At 61.4% G+C, this 21,060-nt stretch carries 19 protein-coding genes; 9 read left to right on the top strand and 10 right to left on the bottom strand.

What is annotated here, in order from left to right:
- Positions 1 to 22: 22 nt before the first annotated feature.
- From U5A05_RS21070 to U5A05_RS21035, 8 genes are all read left to right on the top strand, one after another.
- Positions 23 to 925 carry an ABC transporter permease gene (locus U5A05_RS21070; RefSeq protein ID WP_321834637.1) on the top strand — a complete coding sequence of 301 codons (903 nt, stop codon included), beginning with the start codon at positions 23 to 25 and terminating at the stop codon, positions 923 to 925.
- Complete coding sequence (locus U5A05_RS21065; RefSeq protein WP_321834636.1) at positions 922 to 1,713, top strand: ABC transporter permease; 792 nt, start codon at positions 922 to 924, stop codon at positions 1,711 to 1,713. Before U5A05_RS21070 ends, U5A05_RS21065 begins: the two co-directional genes overlap by 4 nt.
- A gap of 25 nt (positions 1,714 to 1,738) precedes the next feature.
- Entirely contained in the window at positions 1,739 to 2,503 is a 765-nt protein-coding gene (locus U5A05_RS21060; RefSeq protein WP_261739787.1) for an ABC transporter ATP-binding protein, read from the top strand.
- A 32-nt stretch (positions 2,504 to 2,535) separates the two neighbouring features.
- Positions 2,536 to 3,867, top strand: coding sequence for an LLM class flavin-dependent oxidoreductase (locus U5A05_RS21055; RefSeq protein ID WP_321834633.1), 1,332 nt, complete (start codon positions 2,536 to 2,538; stop codon positions 3,865 to 3,867).
- Positions 3,868 to 4,061: 194 nt separating this feature from the next.
- Positions 4,062 to 5,096, top strand: a complete 1,035-nt coding sequence (locus U5A05_RS21050) for an ABC transporter substrate-binding protein (RefSeq protein ID WP_321834631.1) — start codon at positions 4,062 to 4,064, stop codon at positions 5,094 to 5,096.
- Positions 5,096 to 5,962, top strand: a complete 867-nt coding sequence (locus tag U5A05_RS21045; RefSeq protein ID WP_321834629.1) for an ABC transporter ATP-binding protein — start codon at positions 5,096 to 5,098, stop codon at positions 5,960 to 5,962. Before U5A05_RS21050 ends, U5A05_RS21045 begins: the two co-directional genes overlap by 1 nt.
- A 2-nt stretch (positions 5,963 to 5,964) precedes the next feature.
- Complete coding sequence (locus U5A05_RS21040; protein ID WP_048352525.1) at positions 5,965 to 6,744, top strand: ABC transporter permease; 780 nt, start codon at positions 5,965 to 5,967, stop codon at positions 6,742 to 6,744.
- 16 nt (positions 6,745 to 6,760) lie between these two features.
- The gene (locus U5A05_RS21035; RefSeq protein WP_321834625.1) at positions 6,761 to 7,552 is read left to right on the top strand and encodes a type 2 periplasmic-binding domain-containing protein; all 792 of its coding nucleotides are present in this window, start codon (positions 6,761 to 6,763) and stop codon (positions 7,550 to 7,552) included.
- A gap of 132 nt (positions 7,553 to 7,684) precedes the next feature.
- Here U5A05_RS21035 and U5A05_RS21030 read toward each other — a convergent pair whose 3' ends face one another.
- Genes U5A05_RS21030 through U5A05_RS21000 form a run of 7 tightly spaced genes read right to left on the bottom strand, consistent with a single transcriptional unit; the run spans position 7,685 to position 15,916 of the window.
- Positions 7,685 to 8,920 (bottom strand): acyl-CoA dehydrogenase family protein, encoded by a 1,236-nt coding sequence (locus tag U5A05_RS21030; protein ID WP_321834623.1) that lies wholly within the window; start codon positions 8,918 to 8,920, stop codon positions 7,685 to 7,687.
- 16 nt (positions 8,921 to 8,936) lie between these two features.
- Entirely contained in the window at positions 8,937 to 10,643 is a 1,707-nt protein-coding gene (locus tag U5A05_RS21025; RefSeq protein WP_321834621.1) for an ABC transporter ATP-binding protein, read from the bottom strand.
- Positions 10,640 to 11,518, bottom strand: a complete 879-nt coding sequence (locus tag U5A05_RS21020) for an ABC transporter permease (protein WP_321834620.1) — start codon at positions 11,516 to 11,518, stop codon at positions 10,640 to 10,642. The genes U5A05_RS21025 and U5A05_RS21020 overlap by 4 nt, the downstream gene beginning before the upstream one ends.
- Positions 11,519 to 11,532: 14 nt before the next feature.
- Positions 11,533 to 12,519: an ABC transporter permease gene (locus U5A05_RS21015; protein ID WP_321834619.1), complete on the bottom strand. Its 987-nt coding sequence runs from the start codon at positions 12,517 to 12,519 to the stop codon at positions 11,533 to 11,535.
- A complete protein-coding gene (locus U5A05_RS21010; RefSeq protein ID WP_321834617.1) occupies positions 12,512 to 14,140 on the bottom strand; it encodes an ABC transporter substrate-binding protein in 1,629 nt (542 codons plus the stop codon). Before U5A05_RS21010 ends, U5A05_RS21015 begins: the two co-directional genes overlap by 8 nt.
- A gap of 21 nt (positions 14,141 to 14,161) precedes the next feature.
- Positions 14,162 to 15,301 carry an LLM class flavin-dependent oxidoreductase gene (locus tag U5A05_RS21005; protein WP_261739778.1) on the bottom strand — a complete coding sequence of 380 codons (1,140 nt, stop codon included), beginning with the start codon at positions 15,299 to 15,301 and terminating at the stop codon, positions 14,162 to 14,164.
- Positions 15,302 to 15,337: 36 nt separating this feature from the next.
- Positions 15,338 to 15,916: a helix-turn-helix domain-containing protein gene (locus tag U5A05_RS21000; protein WP_261739777.1), complete on the bottom strand. Its 579-nt coding sequence runs from the start codon at positions 15,914 to 15,916 to the stop codon at positions 15,338 to 15,340.
- A gap of 281 nt (positions 15,917 to 16,197) precedes the next feature.
- Here U5A05_RS21000 and U5A05_RS20995 point away from each other — a divergent pair, with 281 nt between their 5' ends.
- Positions 16,198 to 17,220 carry an aldo/keto reductase gene (locus U5A05_RS20995; protein WP_321834615.1) on the top strand — a complete coding sequence of 341 codons (1,023 nt, stop codon included), beginning with the start codon at positions 16,198 to 16,200 and terminating at the stop codon, positions 17,218 to 17,220.
- Between the two features lie 141 nt (positions 17,221 to 17,361).
- Here U5A05_RS20995 and U5A05_RS20990 read toward each other — a convergent pair whose 3' ends face one another.
- From U5A05_RS20990 to U5A05_RS20980, 3 genes are all read right to left on the bottom strand, one after another.
- Complete coding sequence (locus U5A05_RS20990; RefSeq protein WP_261739775.1) at positions 17,362 to 17,910, bottom strand: cupin domain-containing protein; 549 nt, start codon at positions 17,908 to 17,910, stop codon at positions 17,362 to 17,364.
- Positions 17,911 to 18,203: 293 nt separating this feature from the next.
- Positions 18,204 to 19,487: an NAD(P)/FAD-dependent oxidoreductase gene (locus U5A05_RS20985; RefSeq protein WP_261739774.1), complete on the bottom strand. Its 1,284-nt coding sequence runs from the start codon at positions 19,485 to 19,487 to the stop codon at positions 18,204 to 18,206.
- 52 nt (positions 19,488 to 19,539) lie between these two features.
- Positions 19,540 to 21,030: an aldehyde dehydrogenase gene (locus U5A05_RS20980; RefSeq protein ID WP_321834612.1), complete on the bottom strand. Its 1,491-nt coding sequence runs from the start codon at positions 21,028 to 21,030 to the stop codon at positions 19,540 to 19,542.
- Between the last annotated feature and the right edge of the window lie 30 nt (positions 21,031 to 21,060).

The following is a 21,060-nucleotide window of genomic DNA, read 5'->3' as shown; positions in this document are numbered from 1 at the left end:
TAGTAGCTAAGGAATCACGCATATGGCCAAGGCACAGACAGTTGCACCAGAGCAGTACGTACCGGCGCTACCGAAGGGCAACGTCCAGCGCTTGCCGCCAGCACCGACGCGCCCGGTACGCAAGGTCGAGGTGCCGCGCACTTGGGCCTGGTCTTCGCAGTTGGGTGACAGAGCCTTGCCTTGGCTGTTGCCGCTGGCCGTGCTGGGCCTGTGGTATCTGGGGGTGGAGCAGGGCTGGCTGTCAGAGCAGGTCTTACCGCCACCCGCCTATGTTTACGAAACCCTTTCGGACCTCTTTGCCTCCGGCGACCTGTGGATAAATGCCGCCGCCAGCCTGCAGCGGGTGGTGGTCGGTTTTGCCCTCGGGGCCTCCATTGGTGTGGTGTTGGGGCTGGCCATGGGGCTGTCGAAAACCATCGAGGATTATCTGCTGCCCACCTTCAACGCCATTGTGCAAATTCCGGTACTGGCCTGGCTGCCGTTTGCCTTGTTGCTGTTCGGCATCGGTGAGCCGCTCAAGTATGTGCTGATTGCCAAGGCGGCCCTGGTGCCGATCACGCTGTGTACCTTGCAGGCTTTCCATCAAGCGCCCAAGGGCTTGCTGGAAGCCGGGCGGGCATACGGTTTCAGTCGTTGGCAGAGCGTGATTTTTATCGTCTTGCCTGCGGCTGTTCCAACCCTGTTTACCGGCCTGCGTCTGGGCTTCACCAAGGCCTGGCTATCGCTGGTGGTGGTTGAGTTGGTGGCGTCGAGCGAAGGGCTGGGTTACCTGATTGTTTATGGTCGTCAACTGTTCCAGCTGGATCTGGTGATGGCTGCCGTGGTGGTGGTCGGCGGGATCGGCCTGTTGATCGATCGCGGTTTCGATTACGCCGAGCGGCGTCTCAATCGTGGTCGCACACCCGCAGCGGGGCGCCTGTCATGAGTAGCGCTCTGGCAATCAGTCATGGAGGCAGCAGCCGTCGCTATCGCGGTTGGGTGTTGCCGATTGGCGCCGTCGCCCTGTGGTGGCTGGCCTCGCACATGGGCTGGAGCCAGTCCGGTCTGCTGGTTTCACCGGAAAAAGTCGCAGCCACGGCCTGGGACCAGATTGCATCAGGCAAATTCTGGCGGGCCATCAGCGCCAGTCTGGCGCGCAACCTCAGTGGCTTTTTTATCGGCACCACGCTTGGGCTGGTGCTGGGCTGCCTGCTTGGCCTGTCGCACTACTTCGAGCGTCTGGTGGGCCCAAGTTTCAATACGTTCAAGCAGATTTCGCTGTTCGCCTGGATCCCGCTGATCTCGGTGTGGTTCGGCCTGGGGGATGTGGCCAAGGTGGTGTTTCTGTCGCTGGCGGCATTGGTGCCGGTGGTGGTCAACACCTGCGACGGGCTGCGCAACGTCCCGCCCAATCTGCTGGAAGTGGCGCGGGTATACCGCTTCAGCCGCTGGCAAACCATCGTCGGGGTCATGCTGCCCGCCGCCTTGCCGTCGATTTTCACCGGGCTGTATCTGGCGCTGGTGTACTCGTGGCTGGCAACTATCGGTGCCGAATACCTGCTGGTATCGGGGGAGGGCATTGGCAACACGCTGATCGATGGCAGTGAGCATTTCATGATGGACCTGGTGCTGTTCGGCATGGTGGTCATCGGCCTGGTGGGCTGGAGCCTCAATGCCCTGGCCCGGATTTTTGAGCGACGGATGCAGCGCCTGTACGGCATTGACCCGCGTTGATCGGCACTTTCAGAAGGATTGCAGCATGCTCAATAACAGCCTGACCCTGGAAAACATCAGCAAGCGCTTTGCTTCCCGACCGGGCAGCACCAGCCAATTGCAGGTCCTGGACAATATTCAGCTCAACATCGCCCCCGGCGAATTCATCAGCATCGTCGGCGCCAGCGGTTGCGGCAAATCCACCTTGTTGCGGTTGATCCTGGGACTGGACGAGGAATACGACGGGCGCATCCTGCTCGACGGCAAGCCCATCGACGGCACCGGTCTTGAGCGCGGCATCGTGTTTCAGGATCACCGTTTGTTCCCTTGGCTCAATGTTGAGCAGAACGTTGCAGTTGCCCTCAAGAATTCGCCGCTGAGCGCAAAGGAAAAGCGCGACACCGTGCGCGAGCACATTGAACTGGTGGGCCTGCAAGACTTTATCGATGCCTACCCGCACCAGATCTCCGGCGGCATGGCCCAGCGGGTGGCTATCGCTCGCGGCCTGGTCAATCGCCCCAGCGTGCTGTTGCTGGACGAGCCGCTGGGGGCCCTCGATGCCTTGACCCGTGCCCGCCTGCAAGGCGAGCTGCAAAACATCTGGGCCAAGGAAAAAATCACCATGATCCTGGTCACCCACGATGTGGATGAAGCGGTATTTCTGGGCGACCGCGTGGTCGTTATGCAGCCCAATCCAGGGCGTATCCGCCGCATCCTCGATATTGATTTGCCGCGCCCGCGCAACCGTAGTGACAGCCGCTTTATCGCCCTGCGCGACGATGTGCTGAGCGACTTCGCCGAATTGCACTGAACCCTTGCTACCTAAAATTCAGAGAACGGAAAATGTCCGAACGTCAGCTCAGCCTCAATCTGTTTATCTACCCCAATGGTCATCACGAAGCTGCCTGGCGCCACCCGCAGTCGGTGCCGGAATCGTCGATGGACATCGGTTATTACCAGCAGCTTGCATTGCGCGCTGAACGGGAAAAGCTCGATGCGATCTTCTTTGCCGACTCACCGTCACTGGCCGAAAGCGGCCGTGAAGGCCTGCGGATCCGCTTTGAACCGGTGACCTGGCTGGCGGCCATTGCTGCAGTTACCCAGCGCATTGGCCTGATCGCTACGGCCAGTACCACCTACAGCGAACCCTACAACCTGGCCCGCTCATTCAGCGCGCTCGACCACTTGAGTAAAGGTCGCGCCGGTTGGAATATCGTCACTACTTCAATGGCCGCTGCCGCTGCCAATTTTGGCCTCGACGCACACCCTTCGGCCCATGATCGTTACGCCCAGGCCGAAGAGTTCGTGCAAGTGGTCGGGGATTTATGGGACAGCTGGGAAGATGATGCACTGGTGCTGGACAAGAACGCCGGAGTGTTTGCCGACAGTGGCAAGGTGCATGCGATCAACCATGTTGGCGCCTACTACAAGGTCAAGGGACCGCTGAACTCGCCGCGTTCGCCCCAGGGGCGGCCGGTGCAGGTGCAGGCCGGTTCTTCCGAGGATGGCCGTGATTTCGCCGCCAGGCATGCCGAAGCGATTTTTACTGCGCACCAGACCCTGCAAAGCGCCACCGAATTTGCCAATAACATTCGGGCCCGGGCCAAGGCCGTGGGCCGCGACCCGCGCCAGTTGAAAATCCTTCCGGGCATCAGTCCGTATATCGCGAGTACCGAAGCCGAGGCTCAGCGTAAATTCGACGAGCTCAACGAACTGGTGCTGCCCCATGTTTCCCTGGGCCAACTGCGGCGCATGTTGGGCGTGGACCTGACTGGACATGACCTGGATGCGCCATTCCCGCGCCACCTGATCGACTTTAGCGGTACTGAAAGCCAGTCCAGCCGTTTCAAATTGATCATCGATATCGTCGACCGTGAAAACGCCACCTTGCGCCAGTTGATCAACCGCTTGGCCGGAGCGCGTGGGCACTGGGTGCCGGTGGGTACCCCGGTGCAGATTGCGGATTTGATCGAGCAGTGGTTCCGCAGCGGCGCGGCCGATGGTTTCAACGTGATGCCTCCGGCATTTCCCGATGGCTTTGAAGTATTCCTGGATGAAGTGCTGCCGATTTTGCGCAAGCGCGGTTTGTTCCGCACCGAGTACGCGGGCAGCACCTTGCGCGAGCACTACGGCCTGACGCGCCCGGAGTCGCGCTACGCCCTTAAAACAGCTTGAGCATTAACTGATTACCTGTAGCAGCTGACGAGCTCCGCGAGGCTGCGTTCGAGGGCGCAGCCCTCGTAAACCCTCTGATCGCGGTGTATCTGATTAACAGTGGTGCATGGATTTGCGACTGCTTCGCAGCCGAACGCAGCCTCGCGGAGCTCGTCAGCTGCTACGGGGCTACTACAAGACCATAAGGAGCGGGCATGAACCCGATCAATAACAGAAGAGCTTTTCTTAGAAGTTGCGCCGTACTGAGCGCAGTTGGCGCTGCCGGCATTCTGCTGCCCGGTTGCGAAAAAAAGGACGCTGGCGCCGGTAAAAGCGCCGCCGTGATCAAGAGCCGCGCCGATCAAGTCGTGGACTTCAAGTACCCGGACAACCCGTCATTCGATCTGGTCTACGTCGCCGACTCCCTCGGCTATTTCGAGGGCACCCGCGCACGGCCCAAGTACATCGGGCGCATCGCCGCACCGCAGATCATTCCGTTGACCGGCACCGGCGAAATCGACTTCGGTGCGCGCATGGTGCCCCTGGTGATTTCAGCCATCGCCAGTGGCCTGGATCTCAAGGTGGTCGCCGCCGGTGGCAGGACGCTGCAGGAAGCCCCGCACATGAAATACTTCGTGCGCGACAATTCGGGCATCGTCAAACCCAAGGACCTTGAAGGTAAAACCGTCGGCTTCAACAGCTTCGGTGCGTGCGCCGAGTTCGTCACCAAGAAGTACCTGCGCGAGCAGGGCGTCAATGTCGACAAGATCAACTGGGTCGTGGTGCCGGACAATCAGGGCGAACAAACCCTGGCCACCGGCAATATCGACGTTGCCATCATCCACCCGCCATCGTCCGGTGGTGCCGAGAACAACCCGGCGCTGCGCAAGTTGTGGAGCGATTTCGACCTGGACGGCGGGCTGGGTGGCATGGCGCCGTACAGCGTGTATGGCAAGTTCAGTCGCGAGCACCCGGAGGCGACCCGCGACGTGGTCAACGCCATCGCCCGGGCGGCGAACTGGGTCAATGCCAACCCCGATGATGCGCGCAAGATCACCTCCGAGCGTATCGGCATGAAGCTTGAACTGGTGGAGCGCTTTGCCTATGTCGACGACCTGGTCGTCACCGAACCGCCGATTCAGTACTACATCGATATTTTGGAGAACGAAGGCAAGATCAAAAAAGGCTCGATTGCGGTCAAGGATGTCTACACCAACGAATTTAATCCGTTCGCCCAGGGGCACGCCTGATGACGGCCCACAAGATCGTCGCCCGAGACCTGAGCATGGAATTCCAGGCCCGCGATGAATCCGGGCGTGAGGAGCGGGTGCCCGTGCTGGAGGGGTTCGACCTGCAGGTACACGAGGGCGAGTTTCTCTCCATTCTCGGGCCGTCGGGCTGCGGCAAGTCGACCTTTATGAACATCCTCGCCGGGCTTGCGCACAAGACCGGCGGTGACCTGCTGGTGGACGGCAAACCCCTGCAAGGCATCAACCGCAATCAGGGGGTGGTGTTTCAGGGGTATGCACTCTTGCCCTGGCGCACGGTGCTCGACAACATCGCCGTGGGCCTGGAGATCCGCGGCGTGGGCAAGGCACAGCGACTGGAAACCGCCCGCGAATACCTAGAGCTGGTGGGACTCAACGGCTTTGCCTCGCGCTACCCCCACGAGTTGTCCGGCGGCATGCGCCAGCGCGTGGCCATTGCCCGTTCGCTGGCCTACGACCCGGACGTGCTGTTGATGGACGAGCCCTTCGCGGCCCTGGACGCGCAAACTCGCGAGACCTTGCAGAGCGAGTTACTGCGCATCTGGGACACCCATAAAAAAACCATCGTGTTCATCACCCACAGCCTGGACGAAGCGATCTTCCTGTCGGATCGGGTGGCGGTGATGACTCAGCGTCCGGGGCGGATCAAAGAGATTTTCGATATCGACCTGGCCCGCCCCCGCCTTCCTGAACTGCGCAATACCCAAGCCTTTGTTCACTATCGCCAGCGCGCCTGGGAGGCCCTGCGCGATGAAGTGAACGACATAACCCGTGAGCCAGCAGCAGCGGCGACGCATCAGAACTGGCAGAGCATTGCGACTCTGGGTGGTTATCGGATTGGAGTATGACCATGGGCTTTAAATTGACTTCACGCCGGGTGTTCGACAGCACCGTGGGCATTGTGGCGTTCCTGGCCCTTTGGGAGGCGTTGCCGCAATTGGGGATCGTCAACCCCGGCTACCTGAGCCCGCCGTCGGCGGTGTTGGGTGCGGTGCTGGACCTGGCCAGCAGCGGTGACTTGCTCAAGCACGTGCAGGCCAGCCTGTTTCGTTCTTTTGCCGGGTTGCTGCTGGCCATCGCCTCGGGTGTCAGCCTGGGGTTGATGATGGGCTGGTTTGCACGGGTCGAAAGCGTGCTTGATCCGTTGTTGCAGTTCTTTCGCCAGACCTCGGCGCTGGCATTGTTCCCGGTGTTTATTCTGTTTTTGGGCATTGGTGAATTGTCCAAGATCGCGATCATTTTCTGGGCGTCGTTCTGGCCGATTCTGTTGAGTACCATCAGCGGGGTGAAGCAGGTCGATGGGTTGCTGATCAACTCGGCGCTGTCGATGGGGGCGAACCGCTGGTTTTTGTTTACCAAAATCGTACTGCCAGCGGCGTCGCCTTCGATCTTTACCGGGATTCGTCTGGCGGGTGCGTATTGCATCACCGCACTGGTGGCCGCCGAGATGATCGGTGCTCATTCCGGGTTGGGTTTTCTGACGCTCAATTCCCAGGAGGTGTTCCAGATCCCCAGCATGTACGCAGGCATTCTGCTGTTGGCGGTGGTGGGTTTGCTGCTGAACTTTTTGCTGGCCTTGTTGGAGCGACGTTTTACCTATTGGCGCCGGGGCTTGCGCCACGGTGGTTAGGTGGCTGGCGTCAGCGGTGATTGGCGCAGCGGCGCTGGTCGCCTGGCACTGGCCTGCGGCACCGGGCGATATGCCCCGGGGGCCGCTGTTGCAGGCAGCCGAACAGCGCCAGGTGTTGCGCGTGGGTGTACGCAGTTATCCGCGCCCGACCCTGGGACAGGAAGCGCTGGTTGCCGAGCCGGATGAACTGGACAGTCAGTTGGCCGAAGCCCTGGGGTCTTACCTTGGCTTGAAGGTGCAACTGCAGGCGTTGCCCGATATGACCAACTTGAACGATGGCAGCGTCGATCTGGTGATAGCCGGGAGCTTGAAGCTGCCTGTGACGGCTGATCGGGTGGCGAGTTTGCGCAAGTTGCCGGTGCAGTACCGGGAGGGGGCGTTGATTGGCTTGCGTAATGCACCTCGGCGCCCGATACAGGGGCAAAGCGTGTGCATTGCCGTTGGCAGTCCTTGGGCGCAAACCTTGACGCAACAGGGCGCCGAGTTGCGAACCTATGTGTCGTCGATTCGTGCCGCGGTGGCGTTTATGGCGGGCGAGTGCAACCTGTTGGCTGAAGAACGCAACAGCTTGCAGGCGCTTGCACAGGCGCCGGATTGGCGTTTCTACACGTTGTTGCCGCAGACATTAAAGGCGAGCAGTGATGTACGGGTTTACCTGAGCCGCACCGACAAACAGAGCCGGGCGCTGATCAATGCGGCGTTGCATGACTGGCAGGCCCGTGGCGGCCAGACCCGCGCCTGGGATTTGCGCAGTAATGCCTTGTTGGTGGACAGCCTGAAGATTGGGGATGGGCTGGTGTGTCATTGAGCCTTGGCGGCTACAAGGTCTGAAGGAAACTTCAACTGTGGGAGCGAGCCTGCTCGCGAACGAACTTCGCGAGCAGGCTCGCTCCCACAGGGAGGGTTGACTGGCAACAGAGTGTCTACAGGTGTGCGGGGTCTACACCACGCCAATGCGCCATTGCGCAGGCGGCGGTGTGCCGTTGACCGCGAAGTCACCCACGATGCGGCTCTTGTAGATACGCGGATTGTGGGACGACAACGTCCGCGCATTACGCCAGAAACGGTCCAGCCCCAATGGCTTGAGGGTGGCCGACGCACTCAGCGCATCGAACAAGTCGCCACTGGCCTTGATGATCAGGTCCGAAACGATGGTTTGTGATTGCGCCACTTCCAGCTCCGCGATGTTCACCGCCAGGGCCAGGGCCAGGGCCAGGGCCTGTTCGTCGTCGCTCAAACTCGCTTCATGGGCGCGTTGCAGGGCCTGTGCGTTCAGTGCCGTGATGGCTCCCGCGGTGTAGGCCGCGCTGCGCAGGTTGCCCACGACTTGCAGCACTTGTGGATCCTGAGCCACGCGCGGGGCATTGCCGCTGCTGAAGCTGCGGGTGCGCTTGGCCACGTGCCCGGCCGTCTCTGCGGCCAGCGCTCGGCCAAGTCCGGCCAGGGTCGCGGTGTGCACGGTCTGGTAAAAAGCCGGTGAATAGCGAAAGCGGTTTTCAGCCAGGATGACGTTGATCGGATCGACCGGCACTTCGCGAAAATGGGTCGTGCCGCTGGCGGTCAGGGTCTGGCCGAAACCGTTCCAGTCATCAATGATTTCAACCCCGGGGTCGCTGGTGCGTACAGTCACCGAGACCCGCTGTTCATCAGGGTTGTTGGCGCTGACATCGACCCAGTCGGCATACAGCGCCCCCGTGGTGTAGAACTTGCTGCCGCTCAGTTGCCAATGGCCGCCGTGCAGGCTCAGGCGGGTGCCGAATTCAAGCTGTTTGGCGTTGCCCACTTCGCCGGACGCCGGGCTGACGGTCTCGCCACGGCCCAGTCGCTCCAGCCAAATGCCCTGATACTCACGGTCGCGGCTGTTGAGCAGGTTTTCGCAAAAACCAAAGTGCCCGCGCAATGACTGCACCAGATTCGAATCGGCCTCGGCCAGCTCGATCAGCAGGTTGAACAGCTCGGGCAGGCTGGCGCCCGCGCCGCCGTATGCCTTGGGTACGCGAACCGTGGTGAAACCTGCTTCCTTGAGCCATTGCAGTTCCTGGATCGGCAAGCGCCGCTCCAGTTCGCGATCCACTGCACCCTCGCGAATCCGGGCGAACAGGGGGCGAAAACGTTGCGCCAGGTCTTCGTATCCGGCCGACGGGACGGCGCCCCAGGCTGAGTCTATTTGCGACATGTGATGCTCCTTGGAATTACCAGCCAACGGCAAAGCGCAGGCCGGATACAGGCAGGGGTGTGGGGCTCGGCGCCGCAGCGCCCGGTATCGCCGCCAACAGGCGACGGGTGTAAGGGTGCTGGGGTGAGTGCCAGAGGGTGTGCGGGGTGGCTTGCTCGACAATCTGCCCTTGTTCCATCACCAGGATCCGGTCGGCGAAATAGCGCACCACCGACAGGTCGTGGGAGATAAACAGGTAGGACAGGCCCAGCTCTTCGCGCAGTTCCACCAGCAGGTTGAGAATCTGGGCCTGGGTCGAGACATCCAGTGCCGACACCGGCTCGTCGCAGATCACCAGCCGGGGCTTGAGGATCAGCGCCCGGGCAATGCCGATGCGCTGGCGCTGGCCACCGGAGAACTGGTGGGGCAGACGCGCCAGACTGCTGCGCGCAAGGCCGACGGAGTCGAGCATTGCCAGGCGTGCCTGTTGGCGCTGCCCTGGGTCGTTCTGCCCGTGCAGGCGCTGCACGCGGTCGAGAATGGTCTCCACGCTGTGGCGCGGATTGAGCGCGGCATAGGGGTCCTGGAAAATCATTTGCACCTGACGTCGCCAGCCCAGCAGCTCCTCACCGGCGAGGCTGGCGATGTCGCGCCCGTCGAACTCGACAGTACCGCTGCGTGCAGGCAGCAAGCGCAGCAGGGTGCGGCTGAGGGTCGACTTGCCGCAGCCCGATTCGCCGACCAGCCCCACGCTTTCGCGCTCGCCCACTTCCAGGCTGATGCGGTTGAGCACAGTGCTGTCGCCGTAGCCTGTGGTCAGGTCGCTGACCTTGAGCAGCGCCGGGTTGCCCGCGGGTGCCCGTGGCTTGCGCCCCGGCCCGTAGTGGCTGCTGTTGACGCTGTAGCGCGTGGCCTGGTCGGGCTGGCGCTCGATGTTGATTTCGGCCAGGCGGTTGTTCAGGTAGTGCTGGTCATGTTCCGCTCCCAGCGAAGCCTGAAGCAGGCCGCGACTGTAGGGGTGTTGCGGGCGATCGATCAGGGCGCGGGTCGGTTGGCTTTCCAGCGCGTGACCGTCATGCATCACGATCACCCGGTCGGCGTGTTGGCCAACCACGCCCAGATCATGAGTGATCAACAGCAGGCCCATGCCCAGTTCACCGCGCAATCGCGCCAGCAATTCGAGGATCTGCGCTTGTACGCTCACATCCAGCGCGGTGGTCGGCTCGTCGGCGATCAACAGGCGCGGCTGGCAAGCAATCGCCATGGCAATCACAACCCGCTGGCGCTGGCCGCCGGACAAATGTTGCGGGTACTCGCGCAGGTGCGCCGCGGGGCGGGGCAGTTGCACCAGCGCAAAGAGTTCTTCGGCGCGCTTCCAGGCCTGGCGACGGGTGAGGTCGGTGTGCGCCAGCAGGTTTTCGGCTACCTGTTCGCCCAGGGTCAATACCGGATTGAGGCTGGACAGCGGGTCCTGAAAAATCATCCCCAGCGCGTTGCCTTGCAACTGGCGCATCTGCCGGGGCGCGATGCTCAGCAGGTCCTGGCCTTCAAATAAGACCTGGCCGCCCAGCCGGGCGTTGTCCGGCAGCAGGCCCATCAGCGCCAGGGCCGTGGTGGATTTGCCGCAGCCGGATTCACCCACCAGTGCCAGGGTCTCGCCAGCCTGCAACGTGAAACTCAGGTCTTTTACCGCATCGGCGTTGTCGTAGCTCACGCGCAAACCGCGTACGTCCAGAAGGCTCATGGGATATACCGTCGCAGGCGAGGGTTGAGGGCGTCGTTAAGACCGTCGCCCAGAAGGTTGAGGGCCAGCACCACGAAGATGATTGCCAGCCCCGGCAGGGCGGTCAGGTACCAGCCGCTGGCGATCTGTTCGCGACCACTGCCGAGCATGGCACCCCAGCTGGCTTGGTTCGGATCGCTCATGCCCAGAAAGGCCAGTCCGGCCTCCACCAGAATCGCCTGGGCGATCAGAATCGAGGTGGTGACCACCAGCGGCGCGAGGGCGTTGGGCAGAATTTCGCGCAGGATGATGGCGCTATCGCTGAAGCCCAGGCTGCGGGCGGCGGTGACGAAGTCGGCTTCGCGCAAAGTACGGAATTCGGCGCGCACCAGCCGTGCGACTGTTGGCCATGAGGAGATGCCGATCGCCAGCGCGATGATCCCCAGTGTCGGGTTGCCGATGGCCACGATGACGATCACCAGCAAAAACGACGGCACGGTCTGGAACACTTCGCAGATGCGCATCAGCACATCCCCCAGCTTGCCGCCGTGGTAGCCGGCCAAGGCACCGACCAGCCCGCCGATCAACACGCTGATCAGGGTGGCGCTGGAGGCAATCAATAAGGAGCCCCGGGCGCCGTGGGCGATACCGGCAGCCACGTCGCGGCCCAGTGAATCGCTGCCCAGAAAGTAGCCAGGATCGTCGCCGGGCCAGAGCATCGGCATGGCCACCATGTCCAGCGGATCGCCGGGGTAGAGCGTGCCGGCCAACAGCGCCAGGATGAGCACCAGCGCCAGCATCGTCGCGCCGATCAGTGCCGAGGGGTTACGCAGCAGGGCCGTCCAGACGCTTTCGCTGTATCCGGTTGGAGCGGTTTGCAGCACGGCAGAAGTCATGTGGCAGCTCCTTATCAGTCGGCCTGGATACGGGGGTCGAGCCAGGCTTGCAGCAGGTCCACGGCGATGTTGATCAGCACCACCAGCATCGATGACAACAACAGGATGCCCAGCAGCAGGTTGTAGTCGCGGGACATCACCGCCTCCAGGGTGAGGCGGCCCAGCCCGGGCCAGCCAAACAGGGTTTCGGTGACGGCAGCACCGCCAAGCAGGGCGGCAAAATGCAGCCCGGCCAGGGTCGAGACGGGCAACAGGGCGTTGCGCAACACGTGCCGCGACACCACCCGCCAGGGCGTGAGCCCCTTGGCGCGAGCGGTGCGCACGTAGTCCTGACGTTGCACTTCAAGCATCGCGGCGCGGGTCAGGCGGGCATACAGGGCGATATAAAACGTGGCCAGGGCCAGTACGGGCAGCACAGCGTGTTGCAGCCGGTCGAGCAGCCAGGCCGGGCCATTGAGGTTCAGGCCCAGGGTCTGGAAACCGTTGTTGGGTAGCCAGCCCAGTTTGACCGAGAACAGCAGCACCGCCATGAGGCCGATCCAGAATCCCGGGGTGGAGTAGAGCAACAACACCGCCAGTGACAACACGCGGTCAGGCCAGCGCCCGACCCAGGTCGCCATTGCGGTCCCGGCAGCAATCCCGATAGCCAGTGCCAGCCCCAGTGCGCCGACCATCAGCAGCAGGGTGTTGGGCAGTCGATCCAGCACCAGTTGGCTGACCGGCAGGTTGAAGCGCGGCGACAGGCCCAGGTCCAGATGGGCCAGTTGGACGAGGTAGCGCTGCAGTTGGTCCATCAGGCTCAAGTCCAGGCCGAAATGGCTGCGCCACTGGATCAGCGTCTCGGCGCTGGCGCCCCCGGATTCACCGGCCAGCACGTCTACCGCGTCGCCGGGGATCAGCCGCAGCAGCAGAAAATTAAGTACCAGGATGCCGATCACGGTGGGGATGGCCTGCCACAAGGTGCGCCGTGACAGGCGCCACATTCTGCGTCGCTCAAGCATGCTCGCCACCGCTGGCGGCCAGGCTGATATTGGCCAGGCTGCTGTCCAGGCCGTTGGCGTCGTCTTCGAAGCCGCTGACCCGCGAGTTGTACACCGAGACCTGCTGCTGCATCACCAGGGTGATGGACGGTACCTCTTCGATAACGATTTTTTGGAACGCCTTGAACAGATCGCCGCGTTTTTGTTCATCGGTCTCCACGGCAGCGCTTTCCAGCAGGCGGTCGACTTCAGGGTTGTTGTAGTGGGTGCCGTTGGAGAAGGGCACGCCTTTGCGAAAGTTCTTTGACCAGTACAGGCGTTGAACACCGACGGTAGGGTCATACAGGGTGCCCATGCCGACCACGGCGAAATCAAAGTCGCGGTCGGTATAGATGCGCTTGATGTAGGTGGGGAAGTCCTGGGCGCGCAGCTTCACTTCGATGCCAATACGCGCCAGAGCGCTGCGCACATAGGTGGCGGTGCGGCTGTAGCTGTCGCCGTAGGGCAGCGGATCGAGGGTCAGGCTGAAGCGCCAGGGGCCTTTTTTTGTCAGCCCGGCCTTGTCCAGCAGTGCGTTGGCGGCCTCGGTGTCGAACGGGTACGGGTTGGGGCCTTCGTAGACATAATTGGCGAAGCTTTTCGGGATAGGCGAGTAGCTGGCTTCGGCGTAGCCGTAGTACACCACTTTGCGGATGACTTCGCGGTCCAGTGCATGGGCAATCGCCTGGCGAACGTCGAGGCGTGACAGCAGCGGGTGGTCAAGGTTGAACTCAAGAATGGTCGGGGTAATGGTGTAGCGGTAGCCCCGGGTTGTGGCCTTCAGTCGGCCGGATTTGGTCAGGCGGTCCAGCTCGCTGAGGGGGACCGGGCTTTGCCCGCCGGCATCCAGCGTGCCGTTTTCGAAGGCTGCCATGCGTGCGGCGCCGTCCGGGATGACCTTGAGGATCAGGGTATCTACCACAGTTGCCGTCGGGTCCCAGTACTGCGGGTTGCGTTCGTATTCGATAAAGCTGCCACGTTCCCAACGCTTGAAACGGAAGGGGCCGGTGCCGACCGGGGCGTTGTTGTGCAGGTTGCTCAGAGGATCGCCTGAGGCGTAGAGATGCTTGGGCAGGATCGGCGTTTCTCCGCCGGCAAAGCCTCGGATCAGATAGGGCGCAGGCTTGCTCAAGTGGACGATGGCGGTGTGATCGTCGGGAGTGTCGACCCGTTCAAGGTTGGCAAAGGTGCTGGAGCCACGAGGGTGGAAGCGTTTGATCAGGTCCAGGGAAAAGGCCACGTCGGCCGAGGTGAAGGGCTCGCCGTCATGCCATTTGACGCCTTCGCGCAGGGTGAAACGGTAGCTCAAGCCATCGGGTGCAGCCTCCCAGGCGGTCGCCAGTGCAGGGCGGGCGTTGAGGTTTTCGTCATAGGTGAGCAAACCCTCCAGCACCTTGCTGCTGGCCGTGACGCTGGTGCCCGCGGTGGTGTTGAACGAGCTCAGTGACGGTGGTTCAGGATTGATCAACAGATTGAACACCCGTCGCCCGCTGACGGCTTCGCCCGTCGCGTCGGCCAGGGCTGAGGGCAGGAACGGAATGCTGGCGCCGAGTGCGGACAGGGCAGACAAGCCAACAATGAATTGACGACGGGTAAAGGGCATGGCGGTCATCCTGGGAGTGGGTTAGCGGCGCAAGCCGGCCTGGCGCAAAAGGGGCAACACTCGCTCTCCAAACTGCTCAAGGTCGGGGGCGAAATCGAAGAAACTCAGTTGCAGACCATCGATGCCTGCTTCTTTCAGGCGAATGATGTCGCGCACCACGGTCTCGGGGCTGCCGACCAGCTGGATATTGCCGCCGACATAACGCTCTGCCGGTTGGTGGCCGCGCCAGGCATGGGCATCGCTGGCTTCACGGGCATGGCCTTCCAGCGCGCCAGGGTCGCCTGCGGCGGTAATCGCGGCGTGGACTTCCCAGGCTTCGGCATCGCTGTCGCGGCAAATCACCAGAGGGTTGATCAGGGTGCGCACCTGACGGCCATAGCCGCGGGCCGCATGTTTTATCCGCTGTAAATGCTCGGGCAGCTTGTCCAGCGCGTTCTCGATTTCGGCACTGCCGGGGCTGGTGGTAAACACGATGTCGGAGTGGCGGGCAGCGAAATCGATGCCTGCGGGTGAGCCGGTGGCGTTGACCAGCACCGGGCGGCCGAAGCTCGGTTTGACGCTGATGTAGGCCTCTTCCAGGTTGTAATGATCGCCGCTGAAATCGACGTTGTCCTGACTGTGCCAAAGCTCCTGCACTACGCGGATAAACTCATCGGCCTGGCGATAACGCTGATCATGTTCGATGGGTGCCTGCCCAAAACGCCGGTGCTCGCGATGCCGGTGGCCGGTCACCAGGTTCAGGCCCCAACGGCCTTTGCTGATGTGGTCCAGGGTGGCGCCGAACTTGGCCAGATGCAGCGGATGCCAAGGGCCGTAAAGTACGTGCAGGGTGGAGATCAGCAGGATTCGCTCGGTCACCGACGCCAGTGCTGCCTGGGTGATAAAGGCATCCAGCGACTCATCGTGATAACGAATATCGCCACCGTAGCCGCCCTTGCCCAACCATTCGGCCAGGGCGAACACCAGATCGAAACCCAGCGCTTCGGCGCGCAGGGTCAGCTGGCGGTTGTAGTCGAATGTCCAGGTGGTGCTGCGCGGCAGAGCCGAAGGGCTCCAGCCACCCGACTGCACCGGCAGGAACAGGCCCAGAAACAACGGTTGTTCGAAGGCACGGGACAGAGGGCTTTCAGGGAAATCCAGAGGGGATAGGTGACGTGACAAGGCGAACGCTCCTGGCAGTGGGTAGGCAAAAACGGGCTATTCCTGCACTTGCGCAGGGCTGGTCACCAGATAGGCGACGGCTTCGCTGTCTCTCGGGTTGTGGCAGGTGGGGGGCTGTTCGGTGTGGAACAGAATTGAATCGCCAGTGTTCAGGACGAAGTGTTCGTCATTGATGGTCAGCTCCACAGTGCCTTGAGCGACCACCAGGTTTTTTTGCCCGCTGTGTGGTTTGCCGGGCACGTTTTGCCTGGCCTGCGGGCTCAGGCGCAGCTCATGGAACTCCACCTTCGTTTCACCGTGCTCGGGGGGCAGGGCGCGGCGGACAATGGTGCCGGGGTCGAGAAACTCGGCGATCGAGACCTTGAGCGCGCCAGCCACCTTGCACAGCACTTTGACCGAGGGAAAGCTGCGGCCTGCCTCTATTTGCGCAATCATCGAGCGGCGTACGCCGCTGGCATGCGCCAGTGCTTCCAGCGATACCTGGCGCTTGTCGCGCAGGCGCCGCAGGTTCAGGCTGATACGCTGGGCGATGGGGTCGTCGCCCTGGTGGTCGCGCTCGGGCAGGCTAAAAGGGATGCTGCCGCTGCTGTCGAGAAAACCGGTAGGGATATTCATGGGCGCGAGCCTGCAACGTGAGTGAGTGCAGGTGAATAGTCAGGGCCATGGGGGCGACGGCTCATGATGATTCCTTTTCATGCGGTCCGAAAAGTCATGAGATTACCGATGGTTTTTTAGATCCATAAATAATTAATTTCGACGTTTAAAGATCGTTTGCGAATAAGAGGAATCCTGACAAAACCGCTCTATGGTTATGCCTCGTTGGGCGTTGACCGCCCTAGCCACGCTGACTAATGTTTGCGCCATTCGATTTCACGATCACCACGCAGGGAGTCATCATGAGCGACATTCAGTACCGCAACCTGGGCCGCAACGGTGTGAAGGTTTCGCCCATCACCCTGGGCACCATGATGTTCGGCGGGCAGACCCCGGACGACGTCGCCCGGCGTATCACCGACCGCGCGTTTGAGCAGGGCATCAACTCCATCGACACCGCCAACGGCTACAACGGCGGTGCTTCGGAAGAGGTGGTCGGCCGCTTGATCGGCGAGCGCCGCCAGCAATGGGTGCTGGCGACCAAGTTCGTCAATCCCGACCCGGGTGGTAGCGGGCCGAACAACAGTGGTGCTTCGCGTCAGAACGTTATCGCCTCGGCCGAGGCCAGCCTCAGACGCCTGAACACCGACTATATCGACCTGTTTTACCTGCACCGCGAAGACCACGACACACCGGTAGATGAAACCCTGCGAGCCCTTGATGACCTGATCCGGGCAGGCAAGATTCGCGGTTACGGGTTGTCCAACCATCGCGGCTGGAAGCTTGCCGAATTCAGCCGCAGCGCCGACCTGTTGGGCATCCAGCGGCCCAGCGTGAGCCAGCCGCTGTACAACCTGGCCAACCGCCAGATCGAAGTCGAGCACCTGCCGGCTGCCGAGCACTATGGTATTGGCGTGATCTCTTACAGCCCGCTGGCGCGCGGCGTACTGACGGGCAAATACGACCCCGATCAGGCACCCGGCGAGGATACCCGTGCAGGCCGTAACGACCCGCGCCTGCAACAGACCGAATGGCGTCCCGAGTCTCTGAACCTGGCCCAGCGCATACGTGAATACGCCGAGGGGCAAGGCATCACCGCTGGCCAGTTCGCCTTGTCCTGGGTGCTGAACAACGCCCTGATCACCTCGGCCATTGCCGGTCCCCGTACCGAACAGCAATGGGAAGACTACGTACCGGCGTTGAACTACAGGTTCACTGCGCAGGACGAAGCGTTTATCAATGATCTGGTGGTGACCGGGCACTCATCGACACCGGGCTACAACGACCCGAGCCATCCGTTTTTTGGGCGCAGGTCGCGGGTGTAAATGAGCGACCGCGTCGCCTGCATCGCAGGCAAGCCAGCTCCCACAGGTCATGTGTTGAACACAAATCTTGGTGTGTCTGTGGGAGCGGACTTACTCGCGATGGCAACACCGCGAGTTACCTGGCAGACGGGGTAGTCAGGATCAGAAGTTGGCCGGTGTGTTGGCGCTGATGATCTCTGCCTCATCCGCGCCGATATTGCGAAACCGGTGCGGCAGGGTGGTCGGGAAGTAATAGCCGTCCCCGGCATTCAACACGCTGATTTGCCCGTCTACGGTGAGTTCAACCGTGCCCCTGGCAACCAGCCCGCATTCTTCGCCTTCGGCGTGCACAATCGGCTCTTCCCCGGAGCTGGCGCCCGGCGCGTATTGCTCGCGCAATAAGCGCATTTGCCGGCCCGGCACCGAAGCGCCAATCAACAGCAACCGCAAGCCATCACGTCCGAGGTCCGGCTGTTCATTCGCACGGAAGACGTACTGGTGTTCGCGGGGAGGCTGGTCGAAGGTAAAAAAATCAGCCAGAGACATGGGAATGCCTTCAAGCAATTTCTTGAGGGAACTGACAGAAGGACTGACGCGATTCTGTTCGATCAGGGAGATGGTGGCATTGGTGACGCCGCTACGCCGGGCCAGCTCGCGCTGGGACATTTTGTAGCTTTCGCGTACTAATTTGAGTCGTGAGCCCGTGTCCATGACAGCCTTATGTGAGAACTACTTAAGGGTGATGGGGGGAGATGGCGGTCGACGGATGCTGCAAATCACACCGTACCCCTGTCCCAGAAACGTGTAAGGCGACTATTAAATCACGTTTGTTCGTGTTGCTCAGCAGGTTCGGTAAATAGCGCTGGCCAACCCTGATTGCCTGATACCGGTCAGTCAAGGAGAGCGGTGGGAGCGAGCTTGCTCGCGATGCAGGCGCCGCGGTCAGCGGGTTAAACCGCGCTGCTCCAATCGCGAGCAAGCTCACTCCCACAAGGGTTACACAGCTAGATCCCGAAACGGTCGCGCATTGCGTAGTACGCAGCGCCCATGGCGGTAAGTGGTGCCTGGAAGGTCCGGCCACCGATCATGGGCATGTGCGGCAAGGACGCAAACGCATTAAAACGCTCGGCGTCGCCGCGGATCATTTCCGAAATCAGTTTGCCAGCCAGGTGCGAGCAGGTGACTCCGTGTCCGCTGTAGCCTTGCATGTAATAGGCGTTTTTCTCGATGCGGCCAAATTGCGGCATGCGCGACATGGTCAGCAGGAAGTTGCCGGTCCAGCGGTAGTCGATTTTCACGTCCTTCAGTTGCGGGAAGGTTTTGAGAATTTTTGGTTTGATCAGTTGCTCGATGTCATCCGGCTCGCGGGCACCGTAAACCACGCCGCCACCGTAGAGCAGGCGGTTATCGGCAGTCAGGCGGTAGTAGTCGAGCAGGTAGTTGCAGTCTTCAACGCAGTAGTTGTTGGTGATCAGGCTGCGGGCGACTTTTTCAGGTAGTTGCTCTGTCACGACAATTTGCGAGCCGCAGGGCATGCTTTTGCTGGTCACGCGATTGTCCAGGCCCTGGGGCAGGTAGGCATTACCGGCGATCAACAGGTATTTGGCCCGAACCACACCTTTGGCGGTGCGCACGGTAATCGGCTCGCCGTAAGTGATTTCAACGGCGGCCGACTGTTCGAAAATCTTGCCCCCCAGGCCGATGATTGCCGAGGCTTCGCCGAGTGCCAGGTTCAGCGGGTGGATGTGTCCGCCCTGCATGTCCAACAGGCCGCCGACGTAGTTGTCGCACCCCACTTCACGCTTGATGTCTGTCGCATCGAGCATTCTCAGGTTCTTGTTGCCGTAACGCTCCCAGCTGTTTTTTTGCTCGGTCAGGCCTTTGAGCTGCTTCTTGTTCAGCGCCGCAAAGATGCCGCCCGGACGGTAATCACACTGGATATCGTAGTGTTGGATGCGCTGACGGATGATGTCGGCGCCTTCGAAAATCATGCTGCCAAGGACTTCGGCAGTTTTGTCGCCGTAGCGTGCTTCGATGACGTCAACGTCACGGCTGTAGGAGTTGACCAGTTGACCGCCGTTGCGACCGCTGGCCCCGAAGCCGACTTTGGCGGCTTCGAGCACGGTTACGCTGTAGCCTGCTTCGGCGAGGAACAGGGCTGAGGACAGGCCTGTGTAGCCAGCGCCGATCACGCAGACATCGCACTCCACCAGTTCTTCAAGTGTTGGGAAGTCGCCGGTGTGGTTGCGGGTTGCGGCGTAGTAACTGTCTATATGGGTTTGTTTCATAAATTTCTCCGATGGCTGTCGACACGTGCTGGCGACAGCCGTCGTAAAGGTGTTAGAGCTTGATCCAGGTGGCTTTGAGCTCGGTGTATTTGTCGAACGCATGCAGCGATTTGTCCCGACCGTTACCCGACTGTTTGAAGCCGCCAAACGGCGCAGTCATGTCGCCGCCGTCGTACTGGTTGACCCAGACGCTGCCAGCGCGCAAGCCGCGGGCAAAGGTATGCGCCTTGCTCAGGTTGCTGGTCCACACGCCTGCGGCCAGGCCGTAGATACAGTCATTGGCAATCGCCAGCGCTTCTTGTTCGGTATCGAAGGTGATCAGCGACAGCACCGAGCCGAAGATCTCTTCCCGAGCGATGGTCATGGCGTTGGTCACGCCGTCAAAAATGGTCGGCTCAACGTACAGGCCACCGGTGTCTTCGAGGGTGCGGTTGCCGCCAGTGATCAGCTGTGCGCCTTCGTCTTTGCCGATCTGGATGTAACGCAGGACCGACTCCAGCTGGCGCTGATCGACCACTGCGCCAACGGTGGTCGCCGGGTCCAGGGCATGCCCGGGTTTCCAGGCCTGCAGTGCTTCTACCAGGAGTGGGATGAATTGCTCGCGAATCGAGCGCTCCACAAGCAGGCGCGAGCCAGCAGTGCAGACTTCGCCTTGGTTAAAGGCAATGGCGCTGGCGGCTGCTTGCGCGGCCACACGCAAATCAGGCGCGTCGGCAAACACCACGTTAGGGCTCTTGCCGCCAGCTTCGAGCCACACCCGTTTCATGTTGCTTTGACCTGCGTAGATCAGGAGTTGCTTGGCAATTGCCGTCGAGCCTGTGAAGGCCAGAACGTCGACGTCCATGTGCAGGGCAAGTGCTTTGCCGACGGTATGACCGAACCCTGGCAGCACGTTGAACACACCTTTCGGGATACCGGCATCCAGCGCCAATTGAGCGATGCGGATCGCCGTGAGTGGTGATTTTTCCGAAGGTTTGAGGATGAACGAGTTGCCTGCCGCCAAAGCCGGGGCGAATTTCCAGCTGGCCATGATCAGCGGGAAATTCCACGGCACGATGGCCGCCACAACACCTGCAGGCTCACGAGTGATGAGGCCCAGTTGATCGTGTGGCGTGGGCGCAACTTCGTCGTAGAGCTTGTCGATGGCTTCGGCGCTCCAGCGGATCGCGTTGGCGGTCGCCGGGATATCGATGGTCATGGCGTTGCTGATGGGCTTGCCCATGTCCAGGGTTTCCAGCAACGCCAGTTCTTCCTGGTTTGCCAGAATCAAATCGGAAAAGCGAATCAGGATGCGCTTGCGCTCAGCCGGAGCGAGCCTGGCCCAGATGCCTGACTCGAATGCCTGGCGGGCGATGATCACCGCCGCATTGGCGTCGGCTTCGTCGGTGCTGGCGACGTTCGCCAGAAAGCGACCGTCTACCGGGCTTGTGCATTCGAAGGTTTCACCGCTGAGTGCCGAGCGGTATTGGCCATCAATAAATGCTCGGCCTTCTAGTGTCAAAGACTGAAAGCGTTGCTCCCAGTCACTGCGAGTGTTTGCCATTGAAGTGACTCGATGCAGGGGGAAATTGGG

The sequence above is a fragment of the Pseudomonas kulmbachensis genome (assembly GCF_963681935.1).
Classification (GTDB): Bacteria; Pseudomonadota; Gammaproteobacteria; order Pseudomonadales; family Pseudomonadaceae; genus Aquipseudomonas; species Aquipseudomonas kulmbachensis.
Note: the sequence above shows the minus strand (reverse complement) of the source record. Positions and strands in the feature narration are given on the sequence as shown.

Coding starts and splice junctions, on each gene's coding strand:
- U5A05_RS21070 (WP_321834637.1), top strand. CDS start 23: ATGGCCAAGGCACAGACAGTTGCACCAGAGCAGTACGTACCGGCGCTA.
- U5A05_RS21065 (WP_321834636.1), top strand. CDS start 922: ATGAGTAGCGCTCTGGCAATCAGTCATGGAGGCAGCAGCCGTCGCTAT.
- U5A05_RS21060 (WP_261739787.1), top strand. CDS start 1,739: ATGCTCAATAACAGCCTGACCCTGGAAAACATCAGCAAGCGCTTTGCT.
- U5A05_RS21055 (WP_321834633.1), top strand. CDS start 2,536: ATGTCCGAACGTCAGCTCAGCCTCAATCTGTTTATCTACCCCAATGGT.
- U5A05_RS21050 (WP_321834631.1), top strand. CDS start 4,062: ATGAACCCGATCAATAACAGAAGAGCTTTTCTTAGAAGTTGCGCCGTA.
- U5A05_RS21045 (WP_321834629.1), top strand. CDS start 5,096: ATGACGGCCCACAAGATCGTCGCCCGAGACCTGAGCATGGAATTCCAG.
- U5A05_RS21040 (WP_048352525.1), top strand. CDS start 5,965: ATGGGCTTTAAATTGACTTCACGCCGGGTGTTCGACAGCACCGTGGGC.
- U5A05_RS21030 (WP_321834623.1), bottom strand. CDS start 8,920: ATGTCGCAAATAGACTCAGCCTGGGGCGCCGTCCCGTCGGCCGGATAC.
- U5A05_RS21025 (WP_321834621.1), bottom strand. CDS start 10,643: ATGAGCCTTCTGGACGTACGCGGTTTGCGCGTGAGCTACGACAACGCC.
- U5A05_RS21020 (WP_321834620.1), bottom strand. CDS start 11,518: ATGACTTCTGCCGTGCTGCAAACCGCTCCAACCGGATACAGCGAAAGC.
- U5A05_RS21015 (WP_321834619.1), bottom strand. CDS start 12,519: ATGCTTGAGCGACGCAGAATGTGGCGCCTGTCACGGCGCACCTTGTGG.
- U5A05_RS21010 (WP_321834617.1), bottom strand. CDS start 14,140: ATGCCCTTTACCCGTCGTCAATTCATTGTTGGCTTGTCTGCCCTGTCC.
- U5A05_RS21000 (WP_261739777.1), bottom strand. CDS start 15,916: ATGAATATCCCTACCGGTTTTCTCGACAGCAGCGGCAGCATCCCTTTT.
- U5A05_RS20995 (WP_321834615.1), top strand. CDS start 16,198: ATGAGCGACATTCAGTACCGCAACCTGGGCCGCAACGGTGTGAAGGTT.
- U5A05_RS20990 (WP_261739775.1), bottom strand. CDS start 17,910: ATGGACACGGGCTCACGACTCAAATTAGTACGCGAAAGCTACAAAATG.
- U5A05_RS20985 (WP_261739774.1), bottom strand. CDS start 19,487: ATGAAACAAACCCATATAGACAGTTACTACGCCGCAACCCGCAACCAC.
- U5A05_RS20980 (WP_321834612.1), bottom strand. CDS start 21,030: ATGGCAAACACTCGCAGTGACTGGGAGCAACGCTTTCAGTCTTTGACA.